Source organism: Vibrio hangzhouensis, from assembly GCF_900107935.1.
Lineage (GTDB): Bacteria > Pseudomonadota > Gammaproteobacteria > Enterobacterales > Vibrionaceae > Vibrio > Vibrio hangzhouensis.
Map to the genome: position 1 here is coordinate 120,133 of NZ_FNVG01000010.1, position 20,521 is coordinate 140,653.

Here is a 20,521-nt window from a genome sequence, read left to right on the forward strand (position 1 = left end):
TCAATTGGATGAAGAATGCAACAATCTCGAATTAACTGGGCGGTGTGGGTACCGCTTTTCTTTATTGCGTTATACATTTTGCCACTGGATTTGCGTCCATTGTGGTCACCTGACGAACTTCGCTATGGTGAAATTTCTCGTGAGATGGTCGCTTCGGGCAACTGGATTGTCCCGACTTTTAACGACCTCCGCTATTTTGAAAAGCCGATTATGGGCTACTGGTTCAATGCGATTGCGCAAGTCCTTTTCGGTGATACCAACTTTGCGGTAAGAATTGCTTCAGCGCTGGCAACATTCGGTGGTGCACTTATCCTGGTCTCTGTAGTTGGCCGTATGGCTGATCGCCGTCAAGGCTGGTTAACGGCGGGTGTATTCCTGAGCATGTTCATGGTTGCGGCCATTGGTACCTACAGTGTTCTGGACGGCATGCTGGCATTTTGGCTCACTGCTTGTTACGCGGCATTCTTTTTTGCCACCGAAGCTACCACGACTAAGCAGCGTTGGATTTATTACGGACTAGCAGGCTTCTCTTGTGGCTGTGCGGTATTAACCAAGGGATTTTTGGCGCTTGCCCTACCTGTGATTGTGGTCGTTCCGTATATGATTGTGCAAAAGCAGTTCCTGGAAATCCTTCGTTGGGGCTGGTGGGTAATGTTGGTCGCGTTTGTTACATGCTTACCCTGGTCATTGGCCATTCATGCGGCGGAACCTGATTACTGGAATTACTTCTTCTGGGAAGAGCATATCCATCGTTTCTCTGCTGAAGATGCTCAGCACGCAGCGCCGATTTGGTATTATGTGCCATTCCTGTTTTTAGGTACGCTTCCTTGGATATTTTGGGCGCCATCTGCCACTATCCAGCTTAAAGGCGAGCTCAGCAAGCCACTGATCCGTTATTCGGTTTTGTGGGCGCTGATGCCGTTCCTATTGTTCTCTTATGCAAGTGGTAAGCTAGCGACTTACATTCTACCGTGCATGGCGCCTATCGCGATTCTGCTGACTCATGGCATCATTAAAGCCTACAACAACAAAGCCAAAGGGCTGACCATTGGATCGATTATTAATGGTTTATTTTTTGCGACAGTAGCCATTACGCTGATGGTGATGTTCTTTATGGGCAAATTGCCATTGGATGAAACGGAATCGTACCGTCCTTGGATCGCACTGTTTATTCTGGGTTTCTGGGCGGCATGTGCTTTCTTCGCTGCAAAAGCGAAAGCATTTGAGAGTAAGTTTGCCGCTTATATGCTGTCGCCTCTTGCGTTGTTCGCTTTGTTCTCGACTGTCGTACCAAACTCGACCATTGACTCTAAAATGCCAGCGCGCTTTATGGAAGAACTGGCACCTAAAGTCAGCGATAATATGGTATTGATTGCCGACTATCCCGATACCATGTCGGCAATAAACTGGTACCTGAAGCGCACAGATGTCTACATCACTAAAGGTATGGGTGAAGTGGATTATGGCTTGGGATATGAAGACTCTAAGCATCGCTACGTGCCTTTTAAGCAGCTTGGTGACTTCATCAAGCAACAGCAAGAGCACGCACCTGTGTTGCTTCATTTCAGGAACTTGCCAACTCTGCCAGATGACTTCCCGAAGCCAGATGATCACGTTGATCGCGGTCGTTACCACGCGCTGATCTTTAATCAACAAGACGCCCAGTAATGACAGTACTGCTGTTCATACTTTCAGTCGTTGCAAGCTCGCTTAGCCAGTATTGGCAAAAGCGAGCGGCTATGTATTTTGAAGAAAATCCTCAGCTATCGGCAATTGGAAAGCTGCTGAGCTTTCCGATGATACTGGGGATCGTATTTTTGGGTACCAGTGCGATCACCTGGCTTGGTGTGCTGAGTCAGTGGGATGTTTCGGTGGCGTATCCTCTGCTTAGCATCAATTTCGTGATTATGTTGCTGGTTTCTAAGTTTGCGTTTGGTGAAGTCATTGTGCCGAAGCAGTGGCTGGGAGTCATGTTTATCATGCTCGGCGTCGGCATTATTGGAGGAGCCAGCTAATGGTACTTAAGGATCTCAAAGCGGGCTTACCTGTTGCTCTGATAAGTGTGGCGCTGATATCCACGGCACAATTGACCATGAAGTGGGGGATGGGGCAGCTTTCCTTCCACTGGACGGAGCTGCAATCGTTACTTATCGAACACCAGTTTATTACGGCGATGTCGTTAACATGGCCAGCGCTGGTTTGCGTGGGTGTCGGACTAGGGTGCTATGCGCTTTCGATGGCTTGCTGGGTCATGGCGTTAAAGCATTTGCCGTTAGGTGTCGCATACCCACTGCTAAGCCTTAGCTATGTTTTGGTGTACGTACTGGCAGTCACGTTACCTTGGCTGGATGAGACATTTAGCTGGGCTAAGTTTTCCGGTATTGGTTTTATCCTTTTAGGTTTGACGCTGATCTTCACAGCGAAAAAATCCAGCGTTTAGGCTGGATTTTTTGTTGGCTTTATCTGCCCCTGCCGTCCACCATTATTTTCAATGTCTTGAAAACAATATGCAGATCAGTCAGTAACCAGGTCCTGTAGGAAGATAGAGATAGGGCATAACTGTGGTCGTAGCCGACTTTACTTCTCACATCTTCAATGCAGGTATCATAACCCTGATTGACTTGTGCCAGACCTGTGATTCCCGGTAGCACATCGTAAGTGCGTTCTACGAAAAATGGAATGTCACGTTCAAGCTTGCTGTAAAAATCAGGGCGTTCCGGGCGAGGCCCGATCAATGACATGTCACCTCTCAACACATTGATAAATTGAGGTAGCTCATCAAGGCGGGTTTTACGCAAGAATCGGCCTACTGGTGTAATTCTCGGGTCATTTTCTGTGGCCCATGTTGCTCCTGTTCTCGCTTCGGCATCGATGTACATAGTACGGTACTTGAGCACGTGGATGAAATCCATCTTGTCAGGGGTCCATCGACCCACTCTCAACTGTTTATAAAAGATTGGGCCCTTTGAGGTTAGTTTGATCGCTAACGCGACAGGAATAAATGAGATCCCCAAAATGAGCATGCCGACACAAGCGCCCACCAGATCGAAGATACGTTTCGAGATATGGATCGAGCGCTTTTCATAGCTAACTTTTTTCATGATGTTTCTCCTGATAGGAAATTCTTACCCACCTTCCGCGCTCCAACCCGAAGAGATAGCGCAGTCCGCCAATTAGATTCGCCGTGTGACCGACGACCAGATAAGTAATGAGTCTATTTATCTTAAAAGTTTGCGTGCCAGGAACGATGACACCCAGTATGGCAATGCCGTAGACAAACAGTTGAGCACCCAGTGCCAAACCAAACCATGCACTGGTATTCACCAGAAGAGCGGAAGTAATCAGGCAATTGAGCATGAGATATGGCGTCAACACTCTGAGCCCTTTTCCAGAGAAAAAGGTAAATGCAGTGCCTCCGTATTGGGGAGAAAATAAGCCAGCGAGCGCCAGTGTCTGCTGCATATTGCCCGCTGAGATACGAAGTCTTCGCTGAAAATCTTGTTTAGGTGCCGTTGCTTCGAGCTCTACCGCATTCATGTTGGGGGCATAGACTGCAACGTATCCTTTGCGGACAATGCGCATTGGTATCATAAAGTCGTCGTTAATTACATTGGCGGGGAGCGGTTCAAACAATCCTGAACGCACGAAATAGAGAGCGCCATGAGATCCAATGGTAGAGCCTATTGTCGACTCCTGAAGTTTAATTTGATTCTGATACTTCCAATAGGCGTGCTCGCCACTGTTTTCCTTCCCGAGCAATTGATAGGTACCGTTTACAACGCCAACCTTGGGGTCTGCAAATCGTTCAGCAGCGACAAGCAGCGCATCTACAGAGATCAGTGACGACACATCAGAGATGCAGATGATGTCGGTAGAGATTGTAGGCAAATACTGGTTGAGTATGGCGACCTTACCTTTATTGTCGATGTTATTAATAATGTCGAAATGCGTATCGCTACAGGCTGCTTGTTGAATGGCAGCCTCAGCTATTTGCACAGTTGTATCAGTGCTGCCATCACTGACAATGAGGACTTTCATTTTGCTTCTAGGGTAATCCAGAGAAGCACAGTTCAGAATCTTATCGGCGATCCAACGTGCCTCATTGAAGGCAGGGACAATAATGGTGACAGAGGGCAAAATGCGGTCAGATCTCTGTGGCTGATAGCTGCGTACTCTGCAGGCACTGGAAGGCACGGGGTGTCTCGCAGCCCACCATCTTAGCAGAATAGGATAGCCGACATGATGGTAAACGATTAAAAATGCACAGAGAAGAAATATGGTTATCAATGCAAATTCCATGGTTAATCCTTCTGGTAACGGAGTCATACGGTCATCAGCCCTGAGTAACAAGATTTCGGTAAGCTCTGCTCATAAGTCGCACGTCATTGTTCTCAACCACAAAATCTCTCGGGGAAAATAGGTGCTTGGTTTTCAGTGCTGTTTCCAATGCAGAAATCAGCGAAAAAACGCGATTTGATTTGGTAGTGATGCCGGAAAGAGGGCATAGTGTTTCTTTGACGGCCCCCACGTCAGTGACAACAACGGGAATGTTGCAAGCCTGCGCTTCTAGAGGCGAGAGAGGAAACCCTTCACAAATGGAAGGTAAACAGAACACATCAAGGGATTGATAAAAAGACGGCATATCTGCCACCAGCCCCAGAAAGTGCACTCGGTCATCTATGTTTAATGCCTTACTCAGCTTTTTGAGCTCCGCTTCCAACTGACCGATGCCGGCAATGGCAAGGTGTGTATCTTTGGACAGGCGAGCCATGGCTTTAATCAGAAACGCTTGCGCTTTCACGGGCTCTAGGCGTCCAGCGGTGCCAATAAGTTTGACGTCACGGGGTAACCCAAGAATACGGCGGGCGGCCGCCTGACTGCCAGGTACAAACCGATTGCAGTCAACTCCGTTTTTAATTACCGTTGGAGCGGTATAGGGATAGAGCTCGGCAAGTTGTTGTTGTACTTTGTTGGCATCGGCTACCAGGATCGGATTTACGATGCGAAGCGCCAAGTCTTCTACTTTCTGCCGTTTGTTATCGTTGAGGTGCCACATGTCGTGTTCAGTATGAATTCGAACCGGAACCCGACACAGTCGGGCAGCAAGGCCACCATAAAGTAGCGGTCCTATGTGGTGAGTATGGACCACCTGAGGCTGTAATTGCCTGAAAACATCGCAGACCTGTCGAATGAGCGAGAGTTGCGCTCCTTGTTTTTTGTTAAGGAACAAGAGTTGCGAATCAAAACGCTGGAGTTGCGGCCAGTGTTTGAGCGCGTGTTCTAATTCACCCTCCAGACTGACAACGAAGACCTGCTCTTCTCGGGTTGCTTGTTTCAACAACTCAAGCACCATAGTTTCCAGGCCGCCTGGCGCAAGGTGCTGAACCACATGCACAATGCGCTGACATTTGTTGATAGTTGAAGCTTGTTTGTGAGCTGGGTGGTTCATGATGTCCTCCTTGGCTTAGAAACTGTCCACTCGACCAGATTGATAGTCAGATTGCATTCTGCGTGCCATGATCAATTTTCTTTCTAAATCATATAAATATGTAAATTGTCGTCACGGTTGTCGAATTCAGTCGCATTTTGATTGTCAGCCTAGTTCAATTTTGGGAATGGCTGTGATCACAGGCACACCAGCCGTTAGCGCCAGTTGCTCGCGTCTTCTGATAGTTGTATCAAAAAGCTCCAATACAATGGCTGTTCCTATCCCCAACGCAATACCAGCTAACAACCCCAGCACGGCAAACACAGTGGGGGGAATGTTGGTGGGAGAACTTGGCGTATAAGGTAAGTCGATGACTTTTACCCGTTTATTTTGTTCGAAAATGCCCAATGAGCCTGTGAGTTGAGCCATTTCATACCGTTCTACCAGCTCATCGTATAACTGCCGTTTTAAAGTGACATCACGTTGCAATTTGAGAAGTTGTTTCGAATTGCTGCCGTAGTTGCGGGCGGTCGCATCGAGTTCTTCAATCATGACTTTCAAACTCGCCGTTTCTTGTTTAAGAGACTCATAACGTCCCCGTACCAGCTGCAGACTGTGAAGCTGGGTGATGAGAAGTGGCTGAAAGTCACTGGTATTGCTTACCGTGGCGTTGCTGGCGATGTCCCATAGCTGATCGCTGTCAAGTTCAGGCTGCTCGGATTGAAGTAATAGAGTACGCTCTTGCTCAAGCCTTTTGAGTTCACGCAGTTTGGCCTGCACCGAACTGTGAGTATCGGTGTATTTGGCCTTTAGAAGTGTCAAGGCGCTTTTTATCTCGATGATCTGCTCTTCCAGTTTCCCCACGATGGGGTTGGTTTTCGACAGTTGTTGGTCAAGTGACCCGAGGCTTTTTTCCACCCCCGACAGTTCCGCTTGTTTTTCTGCCAGTGTTTGTCGCAGCGATGCAAGCCGGCTTAGATTTTGGTTCTGCATTTCGGGCGTGGCAGCGGAGTATTGATTGTAATAGTCCGCGAGTGCCTGCTCTGCCACTTCCAGTTCGCTTTTACGCTTATTGATGTGGATAGTCAGGAACTCGCTGGAATCGCGAATAGAGGAGCGTTCGGGAGCAAGTAACTCCTCGACAAAATGAATACTGACGGACTCTAGCAACTCTTTCATTCCACTGGGTGAGGAAGCGGAGAGCTCTATTTTGATAAAGTCTTTTCCAAGCTGGCTGACGCTGAGGCTAGATGACAGTTGCCCAATGACCTGGTCTTTTTCTGAAGGCGTCATGGTTTCATTGATTAGATCAAGATCACTGGCAACAGAAAGCAATACGTGTCGACTGTTGAGCAGGGTTTTTAATGCTGCGAGGCGATCTTTCAGCATGGTTGACACCGCAATATCTTCCAAAAATGGGTTCATCTTAGCGGTTTCTTGAATCAGCATACTGGTATGTGATTTGTATTTAAGCGGCGCCAGCGCACCGATCGCGTAAGCGATAAATGGCATTATGAGAATCGGTATGACAATGGCGTAGCGACGACGCCATGCCGCCGTTAATATCACCAGTAAGCGTAACTTGAGTTCACTCATAACGCCTCCAGATATTGCTCAAGAATGTCCGCTCTCTTGTCCCAGCTTTCGTCATCAACCAGACCTTCAGGCAGTTTATGGGTGTTCTGTGCAAGGCGCTCAAGCGTTGTCACCATGGAATGCTTGTCACGCACAATATGTACATGACGACGGTACGGAGCCAAAGCTGGAAAGTCAGTAGTGACTACATGACTCCTCGCTGCCAGATATTCTTTTAGCTTTAAAGGGTTACACGCTCTGATTTGTTCGTTAAGCACAAAGGGCAGCAGGCTGACGGTCCAGTGCTGGCTATAGCTAGCCAGTTCCGAGTGTGCTCGAGGGCCCAGATAGGTAACATTTTCAGCGTTAACAATTGGGAAGCGCTCGAGTTCCAACTGACCGATAAAAACGAAGTCCCAATGCGGCATGGCCAAAATGGTTTCATTCAGTAGTTCATAGTCCAGCCAGTTAGAGAGGCTGCCATAAAATCCGGCGACAGGCCTTCCCCGGTCAGGAAGATCAGCTGCTCTTACTGTGGGAGTGGCGAATTGGTTGCAATCGACGCCGTGGCTTAGCAAGTTGGTTTTCGCCTCAGGAAATTTGGAAAGCAGGCTGTGGCTGGCGGTGATCACTAAATTGGCCTGTTCGACAAGACGTTTTTCATGCTCAAGGACAGTCTTGTGATCGACACCTGCCAGTGCCCCGAAGTCGTCGCCACAGTAGTAAACAATGGGGTGGTGGCCCAAACTGCTGCACACGTCAGCAGCGGTGGGTAAAGACGCCCAGACAATAGGATTATTCAGTGCCAGTTTGCGAATCATTGGCTTGAGTTGATATCTCATGAGTGCCGCAGCGACCTTTCGAGCCCACTGACTTTTTGGCGCAGGGATAGTGTAGAGATTCACCACACATATGGAGTCAGGAATGGGTTCTTTCGACATATTGAGCTGTGCGGCTTTGCCTCGGAGAAGCAATTTGTTCGCAGCTCTGATCATATCGTGTTGATTGAAGCGTGGCTGACGCAGGCCTATCGAGTTCACCCACAGCACTTTTCGGTGACGCGATAAGCGCTTGACCAAATGTTGGGTGCTGGACGGAAGAGCGCCGTAGTCTTCGCCAAATACAATCAAATCTCTCATCGTTATTTCCCTATAAGGCCATAAATAGTGCTATTGAGTTTGGTCTATGTGTCTGACGACTTTGGCAGGACTGCCCGCAGCAATGACATTGGCCGGTAAGTCATGAGTCACGACGCTTCCGGCTGCGACGATGGTGCCTTGTCCTATGGTCACACCAGTCTGGACAGTGACGCCTGTTGCAAGCCAAACGTCTTTTTCAAGCACGATGCTGCCCAAACGGTGGGGTTCATCGGGGTCGCCCGCAGCCCGCTGCTTAGCATTTAAAGGATGTCCGGAGTAGCCGAATAACTGACAGCGCCCGGCGATTCGTACATTGTCATGAATCTCAACGCGCTCAGATACGGCAATCGTTACCTGCCAGCCAATATCCACATTACTCCCGACACTAAGCGTCGGTGTGACACAAGGATCCGGATGGGGTGTGGTTCGGGCGCTAAATGTCGTATGTCCCGAGACTCGACAATCATTGCCTAACTCAATTCTCATTGGGCCAGTAATGAGTGGCAGGCCGCTGTACAGGTAAAGCGAGTGCCCACATTTGGCAAGACGTCCTTTAAAGGCTGGGGTATAGATAAAGAGTCGTGACAGGGTTTCGATCATGTTGCGAGTCAGGGTGACCAACCAGTACATCCCTTTGTTATAGATACCAGGTGTGGGAAGCCCTGCGGCTCTGACTCGTTTAAGAGTCACAAACAAACTTCTCATCTTGGGGTTCGGATGGCTTCGTAGCCAGTTTTTGAAATCAAACGAGGTGGTTGCGCTCATGGTCAAAGTCCTTGTACTTAGCTGAGGTACCAGAGTATTTTCAAGAACTAAGCCAAGAATTATATCTATTATAAATCAGTCGCTTAGAGGTTGTTGGTTGTGCTGGTTCTGAGGTCTCTCAAATTGAGAAGCAATTTGTGATACCGCAATGGTGAGCGCTGCAAGGATATAAATGGGCCAGATAAAGCCCTGAGTTAAGAATGTGCCCGAAACCAGAGTTCCGATGAGACCACTGTAGACGGCCAGGGACACCGAGGTCAGGTAGGGGGGAATACGGTCACAGTTGTCAATGACTGTTAATGTGTGTCTAGCACACTTGATGAGTTTATAGACGAAAACGATAAACAGAACGAGTCCGGTAAAGCCTGTCTCCGCGAGCACTCCAAACCAGGTACTGTGTACTGCGTGATTTAACCCATCCCAGTGAGGGCTATAAAAGAAGTAGTTGTAGTAGAAGTTGTCCAGTCCTACGCCAAGCAACGGGTTATCAAGTGCCATCTTAAAGGCGGCCTCCCAGGCATAAAGTCGCCCCATTGCTGATTCATCAATCCCGGCCTCGGCAGTACCTCCTGATGCGCGCTGCGAAATCCCCGCGAGGGCGTAGAGGGCAATGGCTCCGATGCCACCAAGTGAAAAAAACACCGTCTTGGAGCGAATGATTCTCCATGCGTAAACCCCAAAAACGGCCAGAGAGCCTAATAAGCCACCTCGACTCTGGGTTGCGAGTATCGCCATAAACAGAACGACAGATGTGGCGAGAGACAGTAGCCGGAACGGGATATTGATGCCTTTTGTCGTTGACGTTGCCACAGTGAACGCCAGAGGAAATAAAAGCACCAGAGCGAGGTCGTTAGGGTCACCAAGCATTGAGCCAAAGCTACGTCCAATAGTCACTCGTGAGCCTTCTACCAACCCGATGCCGTTCGCAGAGTTATACAGTGCTACGCAACCAACAATGAGACCTGCGGCCACAACAAGAAAAGAAAACCGGGACAGTTCTCTGGGAGAGGTAATGAGCCAGGCGACAGCAACCGTCATTATCATAATTTTGATGTAGGTTCCGGTGAACATTGCCATTGCGATGCCTCTGTTAGCGGCAAACAGCACGCCGACAACCACAACTCCCCAAAAGATAAACAGCCAGACAAAACATGGGTGCCAATAGAGTTTCATTTTTTGACTGATCAGTGTGTGCCAAAGTAGTGCCCCCAAAGCACCAGCTGAAAGCATCAACGGGATTTTCAATGGGTAAAGTACCGGGAATACTTCATGAATTCTGAAAAATGAGAACACAATGAACAGGGTCACAAGCCAGAAGGTCTGACTGAGTACCACCAAGATGGCAATCGGAGCCAGACTGATAATGAGACCGATGACCGGATGAGGAATGAGGATCCAAAGCCCCCCAACCAGCAGACAGAGTGACACACTCAGCAACGCATGTTTTGGTGCTTGCGATGAAGTGTGAGTCTGGAACATATCGGTATCCTTGTCATTGAGCGCTCAGTAAATGAAAAGCGTTAGGGTGCCAACACAACTCAGCAAGTAAAGTGCCATTATAAAAATTATTAAAATACAATGAGATAAACAAGGTGGGTCAGTTGGAGGCTTATTTAGATTACGGACTTATCATTATGGGAATCAGATTGAGAGGCATCAGAATGCGGTGATGTAAGGCTTGACTCTAACGTTGATACATCGCGAGCATTTGTGGGATCACGACCTGAGTAGAGTAGTTCTGCTCGATGGTTTGTTGGGCCTGTATTTTGATGTGCATTTTCTCGGAGTGGGTTAACGCACGCCAGTGACGAAGGCACTCAATCATTTGTTGTCTGGAGTCGACGATCCAACCGTTTCGACCGGAATCAATCAATGACGGCAGTTCGCCCAATGCAAAGCTAATAATGGGGATACCCCGGGACATCGCCTCGAGCGCCGCCATAGGCAGCCCTTCGTAACGAGACGTGATCAGCAAAATGTCAATATCCGGCCAGATTGATGCCATGTCAGTTTGATGTCCATGAAATGTCACATTATTGGATTTTATTTTGGTAAGTTCTGGCTCCATTTTTCCTGAACCGAATATGTGGAAAGGGGTTTCCGGCATCTGATTGGCTATCGAAACAAACACGTCCGGGCCTTTTTCCTCGCTTAACCTGCCGACAAAGGCGATGTTGTTACCTGTTGATTCCACAAGGGAGGCCTCGGGGACAAAATTATTGATAAGTTGGCTCGAACAGGGCAATTTAGACTGAATTTTCCGGCTGACGCAGATCCTCTGCTCGGTCAGAAAAGCACTGAAGCGGTCCAAAGCATCGTACCATCGAACACGCCCAGTGGGTGTTTCGCCTGCATGAAAGCTGCACACTAGCTTAATTTTGTCTGTGACCGCTAATAGTCGGGTGATACGTAGTAATATGTTGGCTTTGTAACCATGTGCATGAATCACGACAGGCCGGACCTTTGCCTCCGTGATGGCTTGCTTAAGCCGAAGCCAGAATGAGGAATTGGTGTAAGTCTGGTCCAGAACTTCTATTTTGATATTGGCATCGCGCAGCTGAGCCATTAATGGCGGTTCAGGCTTATAGCTGGAAAGAAACATGACGGTAACGAGTTGGTCATGGGATGTCAGTCCCTTCGCCAGTTCTAGTACGTGAGATTCGATTCCGCCAAATGCGCTGCTGTCCAGCAAGATCCAGATTGGCCCGTTAAGAAGCACTGTCTTCGGCCTCCCACGCTTGTTTTTTTCGATACACAGTGGATGGACTCAGTTCCAGCAACACTGCAGCATTGAGAACATTTCCGTCACAGTAATCAATGGCTTGCTGAATCGTCTCTCGTTCTACCTGCCACATTGGCCTGATCTCTACGGATGTATTATCAGTCACAGAGCCAGGTTGTGACGTTGGCAGTTCAGAAACGATGGAGGACGGTGGCTCGGGCTCGAGTTGCTGAGTCTTTGCTGTAGCCAAATCAGTTAGAGAAGATTGACGAATTGCCTTAATACTGCTGGATGTCACCTGAACAATTTCCGGAGGTAAGTGATTGACGCCAAGGGACTTATCGTCATTGAGAACGACGATGTTGCGTATCACATTTTGAAGTTGACGGACGTTTCCTGGCCAGTCATAGCGTTTAAGATAACGCTGAGCGTCTTTGGAAATGGTCTCAAAACGGCGTTTGTCCTGTTTGGCGTAGATGCGAAGAAAGTGGTCGGCCAAGGTGATAATGTCCTGTCCCCGCTCCCTTAAAGGGGGCATTTGAATCGGGACAACATGAACACGATAATAGAGATCTTCACGAAAGCGACCTTCTTTGACTTCCTTGAGGGGATCGCGATTTGTCGCACAGATAATTCGAACATCGACACTGTGCTCCTTGGTGGCACCTAACGGCGTGAACGTGCTCGTTTGCAGAAAACGCAGCAGTTTTTTCTGCATTTCCAAATCCATTTCACAGAGTTCATCTAAAAACAGGGTACCGCCATTGGCAAGTGATGCTGCCCCCTGCCTGTCGGTTGTCGCGCCAGTAAAAGCGCCCCTTACATGGCCAAAGACCTCACTCTCCATCAAATCTTTGGGGATGGCCCCACAGTTGATTGCGATGAACGGTTTATCTCTTCGCTCACTTTCCTGGTGGATTGCGTTGGCACAGACCTCCTTACCCGTTCCACTTTCGCCAATAATGAACACACTGGCGTTGGTATCCGCGACCGCATCAATGATCTTGTAGACCCCCTGCATGGGAATACTGCCACCGATAAAATCATGGAAACGTTGTCTGTCCATTTGCTGCTGTATGTCGTCAAGCATGTTCTCAAGATGCGCTTGCTTTAAATGGATACCGACGGATGTCTTGAGTCTGTCTGCCCGGATGGGTTTTTCGAGAAAGTCTTTAGCACCTTTTTGTATCAGTGTTACCGCGGTATCTACGCTGCCATGGGCGGTTGCGACGATCACCGGGACATGTAGATTTTTACTGCTCATCCACTCCAATATATCTTCCCCGGTCATATCGGGAAGTTGCAGGTCGAGAATAATGAGTGACGGCAATGTGCGCTCTAGTAGTCGTTTAGCTTCAGCGCCTGTTGCCGCATGAAGCAAATCATAAGGCTCGTCTTTCAAAAACTGTTTATAGAGTACGGCGAGAGAGGAAGAGTCCTCTACGAGGAGCACTTTTGGTGTCATGTCCGCTATCCTTGTGAGTTATGGCACTGCTGTATCTACAAGAATAGTACAAATCTTAGCGATTTCCGATAAATTCTTCCGTAACGCGCTGAATAGTAAGAAGTTGCTTCGCTAAATGCTAAATGGGTAGCGCCAGAAAACGATTTTGCCGAATTTTGCGCTTCATCCACTGAGTCACCTTAGACGGTAACCAGCGGAGTCGGTCAATTTCACGACAAATCTCATTCGCGAGAGTGGGTTGGTCCCGATAATTCAGTATCGCTCCAAGTAATTGAGTGTGGGTCCCTTCAGTCAGGCTTTGTACAGCGTCTTCTATCTGGCTGCTAAGAGTCACGCCACTCAATGCGACCAGATAGGTGCCATCACAGGCGTTAGCTACGCATTGCGCCGGAATATTGTTTTTGTTCACATTGAGTATAGGTGAGGTGTCGATGACCACGCGATCGTATTGTTCTAGCCAGACTGATACCTGTTGCCGTAGATTGCTAGGATCTTTAAACAACAATCTGGTTCTCGGCTCGCTAGGCGCGATGACACCGAGAAACACCTTTGGTGACTGTCGATCTTGCACCCAATTATCTTTCAGTTCGGACAATTCAGTAATTCCTGATTGTGCGGGGGTGATATCTAATGGCGTTAGACTGGGATGATATAAGTTCAGGTCGACCAGAAGCGTTCTGTGGCCGGCCAGCAAATAACGTTCAGTCAGAGCTTGTGCAATAGTGGACGTACCCTCAAAGCTATTACAGGCCGTCACACTAATAGAGCGACACTGTTTAAGTTCTGCATTGAGATACAGCTCTTCGATTTCCGCGTGGGTAGCTGGAATAGTCATTACAAAGCTCCTATTATCGCAATCGTCGACACGATCCTGAAAATATCGGTCAGTCCCAGTCGTGCCTGTTCCGCAAAGCTATTGCGGCGATCTGGGATATATATGGTATCGCCCGCTCTTAGTACAGGTAACATTCTGATGTCAGCAGTTTTACTGAATTCCACCAGATCGAAGGTTCGCGCCTGTCCCTGACAGCAGGACATATTGACGACGGTGATCTTCTCGACATAAGCTCTGTCAATCGGGCCACCTGCTTCTGCAAGGACATCCAGAATGGTCATGTTGTCGTTGTACACATATCGACCCGGGCTTTTCACTGCTCCAAGTATCCTGACGGTTTTCTCTTTCGGGGTATCCAGCCAGTTTCGGTTTTTCTCAGGGATGAAAATGGTATCCCCTCGTTTTACATCAGGCAGAATCGATTCATCGCCAGTCTCAAAATAAAGTGATAAATTGAGCTTGCTGACACGCGAGTAAGGTTGGTCTCTGTGAGTCACGCGAATGTTGTGAATATCCGCGTCTTTCGTTGGCCCGTCGGCTGCGGAGAGAATGTCGAGAAAGTGCATTTCATCGGTGAATCGATAGCGTCCAGGGGCGTTGACCTGACCAAAAACGTAGATGGACGCGTCTGAGCTTTGACGAACCCATTGCGCCTTATTGTCCGATGGATCCTGAGGTAGATCATGAACCCTAACCACCGCGCCAGCGGAAATATGCGGCAGTTCGGATTGTGGTGCGCCTTTTCTTACAAACTCATCCAGGTCAAACACCACCATTTTATTGCCGTTGGCGACCTCTATTTTTGATGTGTCTGCGCGACCCTTAGGGCCACCGACATGGGCAAGCAGATCCATTAAGTCCATTTCGTCAGACCATTCAATGCGTCCCGGGCGAACCACCTCACCAATCACATTGACGGCTCTGTCTGGAGAAACCTTCAGCCAGGACTTCTCATTAATGTCGGTTTTTTCCGGAACGAAGATAGCGTCACCGGGGTCGATATCAGGCGCTTTTCCTCTTGCCAAACCCTCGGTATAAGCCGTCATATCAAAAGGCACCACGCGACCGTCGGCCTTGATGACTCGAATCTGCCTTGATTCAGCAAAACGCGTTGGTCCTCCGGCGTTAGCGAGGATATCCATGAAAGTCGCCCCCTTCTTACCTTCGTAGGCACCAGGATGAGCCACTTCTCCCATCACATAAACAGTATTGGATCCCGATTTTATTTCCTCTTCTTGTTTCGGTACGAAAATGGTGGCCCCAGGCTGAAGCTGCGGCAACATTGAAGTGTCACCACTGTCGAGATAGCGTTTAAGGTTGAAGAGTATCGGACTGTTATTGCTGATAACCCGAATTTGCTCAACGCTGGCGTAGCGTGTCACGCCACCTGCACGCATCAATACGTCGACCAGATCGGTATTCGGTTTATAGGAGAAAGAACCCGGTGCATTGACCTCGCCGAAAACTTTGATAGCCTGGCGTGAGTCCGCGCTGTCACCGGAGTCAGCCAGTTTAGCCGGATCGAATTCCTGCTCAATATTGCCTACGAGGGGAGAGGCTGGAACAAAAAGGGTGTCCAGAGATTGTAATGAGGGCAGATTCTTGTCGTCGCCCGTATCAAGAAATCTCTTGTAATCAAATTCTTGACGATCAGCGCCGCGTTTTAGCAGCATTTTGTTCAACTGGGCTCCTGAGCGAAGGCCTCCGGCGGCATGCAGCGCCATTTGAACATTGGAATTGAAGGGGAGAGTGTACTCTCCCGGAGACATGACATAGCCCTGTACCGAAATGAGGATTTGCCGCTCAGCGATATAAACTTGTATGTTGGATGTATCACGAAAGACTTTATCCAAAGCGCTTTTTACTGCAAGGGTCAGTTGTTGTTCGTCATAGCCAGCTACGAAAACGGGGCCTACCTCAGGAAGCGTAATTCGCCCTCGCTTATCGACTTGAAACCCTCTATTCAGGCTTGATTCACCGGGTAAATCGACCTGAACCAAATCTCCAACCTGAACTTGTTTGTCATCAGCCTTTAAGACGGTTGAAATGGTTAGCAACAGTAGCGCACATGCGAGAACGGACAACGACCTGAGCAATTTCATCTTGAGACTCCTTGCTGTGGAGTGCTGGTTTGGTCAGCAATGACATCGATGCTGACACGACGGTTTGTCAGACGTACGCCCGGGCTATCACCTTCGTACAATGGAAGATCCTCACCGAGAGAGTGGGTATCAATACGAGCAGGCTCAAGTCCAAAAATCGTTAAATAGCGTTTCACCTGTTGGGCGCGGCCTTTGGCAATCCGCTCATTGTATTCGCTGCTACCCGTCGCATCTGCGTGTCCTGTTACCGAGAGGCGGATACTGGGGTGAGGTTTGAGGATGTTAGCCGCTTCAGCGAGATGGCCCATGTATTTGGGGTTTACTTCGACAGAGTCGTAGGCAAACTGGTTGTCTACATTTAGCAGATGATACACTTGCTCGACCACTTGCATCATGTTGTCAAATTCCTGTCCTTTTTGCGGAGGAGCACAGGTCGCTTGAGACAGCACGTAGTCCAGACGAAGTTCCAAATCGTTGAGTTTCTTTCTTTGAATGACGATATCGTTAGCTGCGTCGATCCACAACCCACCTTCCAGTTCACGTGCAATACGATTTTGTTTCTCCTGGGCCTGAAGAACTGCAGCAGGAAAGCACCATTGTGCGCCTTCTTGAACCAGAGAATCGAGGTGAAGTTTGGCGAGTTTCCAATCAAACCTTAATCCATGCTCAGGGCCAAGTGGTTCTTCGGGCATGACTGGCGAGAATTCGGAGCCTGCATAGTTCTCCGCAATTCCGCCAGTCCCTTCGTCTGGATAGCTTGTACACGCCAGAAGAAGTGAAGCCAGAATACAGGTAAGGCAAAGTTTAACACCCGCATGTACATCCATGTAAATACCACCTATATTGCCAACGAATCTGTGTTTTTATCGGTTATAAATACTCATTGCTCGCATGTGTGTTGACCGGAATCGCCTGACTAATTCTAAGTAACTGTATGATTTGAAGGGGCTGACCAGTTACATTCTCGAGGCGCATCCTGCGTTCACGTTCAACCAGACGCTTATATAGATAAACAATAGCACCGATGCCTGAAGAATCCATAAAGCGTACCTGACGGAGGTCGATTTCAATTTCTTGATGCCAATCGTTGTGAATAATGTCATCAATTTGCGACTGAGCGTCACGACTGCCTCGTGCATCAAAATCACCGAACAGTTCCACTTTTAGGGTATGATTGTTTGCTTCCGCTCTCAGTAGTTCCATCTTGTTTTCCTTTTCAGAGGTGTTTGAACATATTAGTAGCAGCATAGTTTATGCCAACTGAATTAAACTAATTATTTCAATAGGTTATGATGAGCGGAGTGGTCAAATCCTAAAATAAAAAAAGCGCTTCTCAAATTGAGAAGCGCTTTTCAGTTGTTATGGATATGGATAGTCTATCGACTTTGGCGTTTTGGCCCTTTTGCAGGTTTCCCACCTTTTGGGTTGCTAGTTGGGCGACCTTTTGGCGACGGCCGTCCTTTCGATTTTTTCTGGCCATCGGTGCGAATGTCCGGTTGTCCCTTAGTGTGTTTCGTTGCAAAGCGGTTAGCGCCGTGACGTCCGGACTTTCTGCGCTGTGCTGGTGTTTTCGCACTCAGATCTTCAGCAGGAACCAGACAGCCTGGTTTGTCACCAATCAGATACTGCTTACCCATGTTGGTCAGCGCTTCACGTATTAACGGCCAGTTAGCCGGATCGTGATAACGCAGCAATGCTTTATGTAAACGTCGTTGGCGCTCACCTTTTGCGACAGGGACATCTTCACGTTTTTTGTACTTTACGCGTTTTAGTGGGTTGGTCTCCGAGTAATACATAGAAGTGGCATTACACATTGGAGACGGATAGAAGTTCTGTACCTGATCACATTCAAAGTTATTCTTTTTCAACCACAGGGCCAGATTTAGCATATCTTCGTCTTCAGTGCCGGGGTGAGCGGAAATAAAATAAGGAATCAAATACTGCTTCTTGCCTGCTTCTGCGCTGTATTTCTCAAACATTTCTTTGAAGCGGTCATAGGTACCCATGCCCGGTTTCATCATCAGGTTGAGAGGTCCCTTCTCAGTATGCTCCGGAGCGATCTTTAAATAGCCACCAACGTGGTGTGTGACCAGTTCACGCACATATTCTGGTGATTCAATTGCCAGATCGTAACGAACACCGGAAGCGATCATTACTTTCTTGACGCCTTTGACCTTACGAGCTGCACGATAGAGGTCGATAGTGTGCTTGTGGTCAGTGTTGAGCTTGTTACAGATCCCCGGGAATACGCAAGATGGACGACGGCAATTAGCTTCAGCTTTGGGATCAGAGCAGCCCAGGCGATACATGTTTGCTGTTGGACCACCCAAATCAGAAATTGTACCGGTAAATCCAGGTACTTTGTCGCGAATGTCTTCCAGTTCGCTCAGAATCGACTTTTGAGAACGGTTCTGGATGATACGCCCTTCATGTTCGGTAATGGAGCAGAATGAACAGCCCCCAAAACAACCACGCATGATGTTGACCGATGTCTTAATCATATCGTAAGCAGGAATCTTTGCCTTGCCGTACATTGGATGAGGCACACGTGCATAGGGTAACCCAAACACATAATCCATTTCTTCGGTGCTGAGTGGGATCGGTGCCTGATTCACCCACAGTTCCCTATCGCCGTGTCGCTGAATCAGAGCTCGACCAGAATAAGGGTTGGTCTCTAAGTGCATTACGCGACTGGCATGTGCATAAAGAATTCGGTCGTTATTCAGCTTTTCGTAAGGCGGCAGTCTCACTGCAGTGTTAGCGGCATCATGACGACTCGGTCTAACCGAAATCGGTTTGGCGTCTGGCTCTTGCTTTTGTGTGTCACAGTTTGATTCCACTTGGTATGGATTCTGCGGCACAAAGGCTTTGCCAGGCTTTTCTATGCGTGAAGAGTCAATAATGGTGTAGCGCTCAGGTGCCTGAGACAGGTTAACCGCGGTACCGCGGATGTCGGCCATCTCAGCGATGTTTTGGCCATCGGCTAAACGATGTGCCACTTCGACCAGAGCACGCTCTGCGTTGCCGAAGAGCAAAATGTCCGCTTTTGCATCAAAGAGTACAGAGCGGCGGACTTTGTCTGACCAGTAATCATAGTGAGCAATGCGACGTAAACTGGCCTCAATGCCACCTAATACAATAGGTGTCTCTTTGTAGGCTTCGCGGCAACGTTGTGAATACACTAATGTAGCGCGATCAGGGCGCTTACCCCCTTCATTATCAGGCGTATACGCATCATCATGACGAAGTTTCCGGTCGGCGGTATAGCGATTAATCATTGAGTCCATGTTGCCCGCAGTAATACCGAAAAACAGATTCGGTTGCCCCAGAGCCATAAAGTCTTGTTTATTGCTCCAGTCGGGTTGGGCAATGATACCGACTCGAAAGCCCTGAGCTTCAAGCAGTCGACCAATAATCGCCATACCAAAACTTGGATGATCAACATAGGCGTCACCAGTGACAATGACGATATCACAACTGTCCCATCCCAGGGCATCCATCTCTTTTCTGCTGGTGGGCAGAAACGGAGCAACACCGAAGCATTCAGCCCAGTATTTTTTGTACTCATGGATGGGGGTAACGTTGTTGTACATATTTTGACCTCTAAGTTGGGAGGCGGGCATTATATACTTCAATGTCTAGGACTTCAAAGCCCAAACAAAGTGTGGTTTTTCAATGTAAATGGCTTTCACCGCGCAGCTGATATATTATCACCGCCATTGATTACCCTGATAACTTGTAAACTATGATAACCGCCGTTTTAACCTTGTTGGCCCCGGCCCTGACCGTAGCTCTGCTTATTCTGACTCTCATACTGTCTAAGGGAGATATCTGCCCTGGTCAACGCGGACGAATTCACAAGCTTTTTCCGGCCATAGGTTTACTTTGGTTGGCGATAGCATCGCTAAAAGTCGAAGCGTTTCTGGTTGTCTTCGCGATATTCTATTTTTATTCGCAGGTAAAAACGGGTAAAACCCGGGAAAAAGGGCCCTTCTGGGTGATACATCTGGCGAATGGATTCGGTGTGGCTTTCGCGGGTGTTATCATTGGGCAACAGCCAAATCTTGCCCAGTCTCTCTCATTGGCTTGTTCTGGATTACTTTTGGGCACGGTGTTTGCGCACTTACTTCTGACGATCGCAAGAACTCGTCTTCAGGCATTCCATCGCATCTTGCCGGTTAGTGGTGTTATTTTTGCAATGTTGCTGGCTGTGAGCTTCGCTCTTAATGCTTACCAGTGGGAGCCCGCTATTGTAACTCAGTTCACATCGGCAGCAGTGACTTCATTACTCTTTTTACTTGTTGGGATCCTTATCTGGAGTTGGCACATCATACGTCATACGCCGCCGGCCAAGGGACAATTGGTGGTCGCGTTTCTGAGCTTAATGGTGACAAATATCGGGTTACTGCAACTCTATTGGTTAGTATAAATTGCCACTGAGGTCACTTTCTATTTTGATAAATGAAGCTAGTCTTAAAAGGCTGGCTTTT

18 protein-coding genes are annotated in these 20,521 nt (G+C 48.3%); 4 read left to right on the top strand and 14 right to left on the bottom strand.

Features of this window, described 5'->3' with window-relative positions:
- The first annotated feature begins 15 nt into the window (after positions 1-15).
- Genes arnT through arnF form a run of 3 tightly spaced genes read left to right on the top strand, consistent with a single transcriptional unit; the run spans position 16 to position 2,440 of the window.
- Entirely contained in the window at positions 16-1,668 is a 1,653-nt protein-coding gene (gene arnT / locus C4S60_RS11870) for a lipid IV(A) 4-amino-4-deoxy-L-arabinosyltransferase (protein WP_103880564.1), read from the top strand.
- Complete coding sequence (locus C4S60_RS11875) at positions 1,668-2,015, top strand: DMT family transporter (protein WP_103880565.1); 348 nt, start codon at positions 1,668-1,670, stop codon at positions 2,013-2,015. The genes arnT and C4S60_RS11875 overlap by 1 nt, the downstream gene beginning before the upstream one ends.
- On the top strand, positions 2,015-2,440 hold the full coding sequence (arnF, locus tag C4S60_RS11880; RefSeq protein WP_103880566.1) for a 4-amino-4-deoxy-L-arabinose-phosphoundecaprenol flippase subunit ArnF: 426 nt from the start codon (positions 2,015-2,017) through the stop codon (positions 2,438-2,440). Before C4S60_RS11875 ends, arnF begins: the two co-directional genes overlap by 1 nt.
- Positions 2,441-2,459: 19 nt before the next feature.
- Here the strand turns inward: arnF and C4S60_RS11885 are convergent, their stop codons facing one another.
- The 14 genes from C4S60_RS11885 to C4S60_RS11950 all read right to left on the bottom strand — a co-directional run bounded on the left by C4S60_RS11885 (position 2,460) and on the right by C4S60_RS11950 (position 19,624).
- Positions 2,460-3,101, bottom strand: a complete 642-nt coding sequence (locus tag C4S60_RS11885; protein WP_103880567.1) for a sugar transferase — start codon at positions 3,099-3,101, stop codon at positions 2,460-2,462.
- Complete coding sequence (locus C4S60_RS11890) at positions 3,088-4,299, bottom strand: glycosyltransferase family 2 protein (protein ID WP_103880568.1); 1,212 nt, start codon at positions 4,297-4,299, stop codon at positions 3,088-3,090. The genes C4S60_RS11885 and C4S60_RS11890 overlap by 14 nt, the downstream gene beginning before the upstream one ends.
- A gap of 34 nt (positions 4,300-4,333) precedes the next feature.
- Positions 4,334-5,449 (bottom strand): glycosyltransferase, encoded by a 1,116-nt coding sequence (locus C4S60_RS11895; protein ID WP_103880569.1) that lies wholly within the window; start codon positions 5,447-5,449, stop codon positions 4,334-4,336.
- 144 nt (positions 5,450-5,593) lie between these two features.
- On the bottom strand, positions 5,594-7,024 hold the full coding sequence (locus C4S60_RS11900; protein WP_103880570.1) for a GNVR domain-containing protein: 1,431 nt from the start codon (positions 7,022-7,024) through the stop codon (positions 5,594-5,596).
- Complete coding sequence (locus C4S60_RS11905) at positions 7,021-8,142, bottom strand: glycosyltransferase family protein (protein ID WP_103880571.1); 1,122 nt, start codon at positions 8,140-8,142, stop codon at positions 7,021-7,023. The genes C4S60_RS11900 and C4S60_RS11905 overlap by 4 nt, the downstream gene beginning before the upstream one ends.
- Before the next feature lie 30 nt (positions 8,143-8,172).
- Positions 8,173-8,907, bottom strand: coding sequence for an acyltransferase (locus C4S60_RS11910; protein WP_103880572.1), 735 nt, complete (start codon positions 8,905-8,907; stop codon positions 8,173-8,175).
- Between the two features lie 75 nt (positions 8,908-8,982).
- Positions 8,983-10,386, bottom strand: a complete 1,404-nt coding sequence (locus C4S60_RS11915) for an O-antigen ligase family protein (RefSeq protein WP_103880573.1) — start codon at positions 10,384-10,386, stop codon at positions 8,983-8,985.
- A gap of 205 nt (positions 10,387-10,591) precedes the next feature.
- Positions 10,592-11,626 carry a glycosyltransferase family 4 protein gene (locus tag C4S60_RS11920; RefSeq protein ID WP_103880574.1) on the bottom strand — a complete coding sequence of 345 codons (1,035 nt, stop codon included), beginning with the start codon at positions 11,624-11,626 and terminating at the stop codon, positions 10,592-10,594.
- Complete coding sequence (locus C4S60_RS11925) at positions 11,616-13,094, bottom strand: sigma-54-dependent transcriptional regulator (RefSeq protein WP_103880575.1); 1,479 nt, start codon at positions 13,092-13,094, stop codon at positions 11,616-11,618. The genes C4S60_RS11920 and C4S60_RS11925 overlap by 11 nt, the downstream gene beginning before the upstream one ends.
- 118 nt (positions 13,095-13,212) lie before the next feature.
- A complete protein-coding gene (locus tag C4S60_RS11930; protein WP_103880576.1) occupies positions 13,213-13,929 on the bottom strand; it encodes a P-loop NTPase family protein in 717 nt (238 codons plus the stop codon).
- Complete coding sequence (locus tag C4S60_RS11935; RefSeq protein WP_103880577.1) at positions 13,929-16,031, bottom strand: SLBB domain-containing protein; 2,103 nt, start codon at positions 16,029-16,031, stop codon at positions 13,929-13,931. The genes C4S60_RS11930 and C4S60_RS11935 overlap by 1 nt, the downstream gene beginning before the upstream one ends.
- Entirely contained in the window at positions 16,028-16,858 is an 831-nt protein-coding gene (locus tag C4S60_RS11940; RefSeq protein ID WP_103880578.1) for an OmpA family protein, read from the bottom strand. The genes C4S60_RS11935 and C4S60_RS11940 overlap by 4 nt, the downstream gene beginning before the upstream one ends.
- 43 nt (positions 16,859-16,901) lie before the next feature.
- Positions 16,902-17,234: an STAS domain-containing protein gene (locus C4S60_RS11945; protein WP_103880579.1), complete on the bottom strand. Its 333-nt coding sequence runs from the start codon at positions 17,232-17,234 to the stop codon at positions 16,902-16,904.
- A gap of 173 nt (positions 17,235-17,407) precedes the next feature.
- A complete protein-coding gene (locus C4S60_RS11950) occupies positions 17,408-19,624 on the bottom strand; it encodes a YgiQ family radical SAM protein (RefSeq protein ID WP_103880580.1) in 2,217 nt (738 codons plus the stop codon).
- Between the two features lie 152 nt (positions 19,625-19,776).
- Here C4S60_RS11950 and C4S60_RS11955 point away from each other — a divergent pair, with 152 nt between their 5' ends.
- A complete protein-coding gene (locus C4S60_RS11955; protein ID WP_103880581.1) occupies positions 19,777-20,460 on the top strand; it encodes a hypothetical protein in 684 nt (227 codons plus the stop codon).
- Positions 20,461-20,521: the final 61 nt, after the last annotated feature.

Coding starts and splice junctions, on each gene's coding strand:
- arnT (WP_103880564.1), top strand. CDS start 16: ATGCAACAATCTCGAATTAACTGGGCGGTGTGGGTACCGCTTTTCTTT.
- C4S60_RS11875 (WP_103880565.1), top strand. CDS start 1,668: ATGACAGTACTGCTGTTCATACTTTCAGTCGTTGCAAGCTCGCTTAGC.
- arnF (WP_103880566.1), top strand. CDS start 2,015: ATGGTACTTAAGGATCTCAAAGCGGGCTTACCTGTTGCTCTGATAAGT.
- C4S60_RS11885 (WP_103880567.1), bottom strand. CDS start 3,101: ATGAAAAAAGTTAGCTATGAAAAGCGCTCGATCCATATCTCGAAACGT.
- C4S60_RS11890 (WP_103880568.1), bottom strand. CDS start 4,299: ATGGAATTTGCATTGATAACCATATTTCTTCTCTGTGCATTTTTAATC.
- C4S60_RS11895 (WP_103880569.1), bottom strand. CDS start 5,449: ATGAACCACCCAGCTCACAAACAAGCTTCAACTATCAACAAATGTCAG.
- C4S60_RS11900 (WP_103880570.1), bottom strand. CDS start 7,024: ATGAGTGAACTCAAGTTACGCTTACTGGTGATATTAACGGCGGCATGG.
- C4S60_RS11905 (WP_103880571.1), bottom strand. CDS start 8,142: ATGAGAGATTTGATTGTATTTGGCGAAGACTACGGCGCTCTTCCGTCC.
- C4S60_RS11910 (WP_103880572.1), bottom strand. CDS start 8,907: ATGAGCGCAACCACCTCGTTTGATTTCAAAAACTGGCTACGAAGCCAT.
- C4S60_RS11915 (WP_103880573.1), bottom strand. CDS start 10,386: ATGTTCCAGACTCACACTTCATCGCAAGCACCAAAACATGCGTTGCTG.
- C4S60_RS11925 (WP_103880575.1), bottom strand. CDS start 13,094: ATGACACCAAAAGTGCTCCTCGTAGAGGACTCTTCCTCTCTCGCCGTA.
- C4S60_RS11930 (WP_103880576.1), bottom strand. CDS start 13,929: ATGACTATTCCAGCTACCCACGCGGAAATCGAAGAGCTGTATCTCAAT.
- C4S60_RS11935 (WP_103880577.1), bottom strand. CDS start 16,031: ATGAAATTGCTCAGGTCGTTGTCCGTTCTCGCATGTGCGCTACTGTTG.
- C4S60_RS11940 (WP_103880578.1), bottom strand. CDS start 16,858: ATGGATGTACATGCGGGTGTTAAACTTTGCCTTACCTGTATTCTGGCT.
- C4S60_RS11945 (WP_103880579.1), bottom strand. CDS start 17,234: ATGGAACTACTGAGAGCGGAAGCAAACAATCATACCCTAAAAGTGGAA.
- C4S60_RS11950 (WP_103880580.1), bottom strand. CDS start 19,624: ATGTACAACAACGTTACCCCCATCCATGAGTACAAAAAATACTGGGCT.
- C4S60_RS11955 (WP_103880581.1), top strand. CDS start 19,777: ATGATAACCGCCGTTTTAACCTTGTTGGCCCCGGCCCTGACCGTAGCT.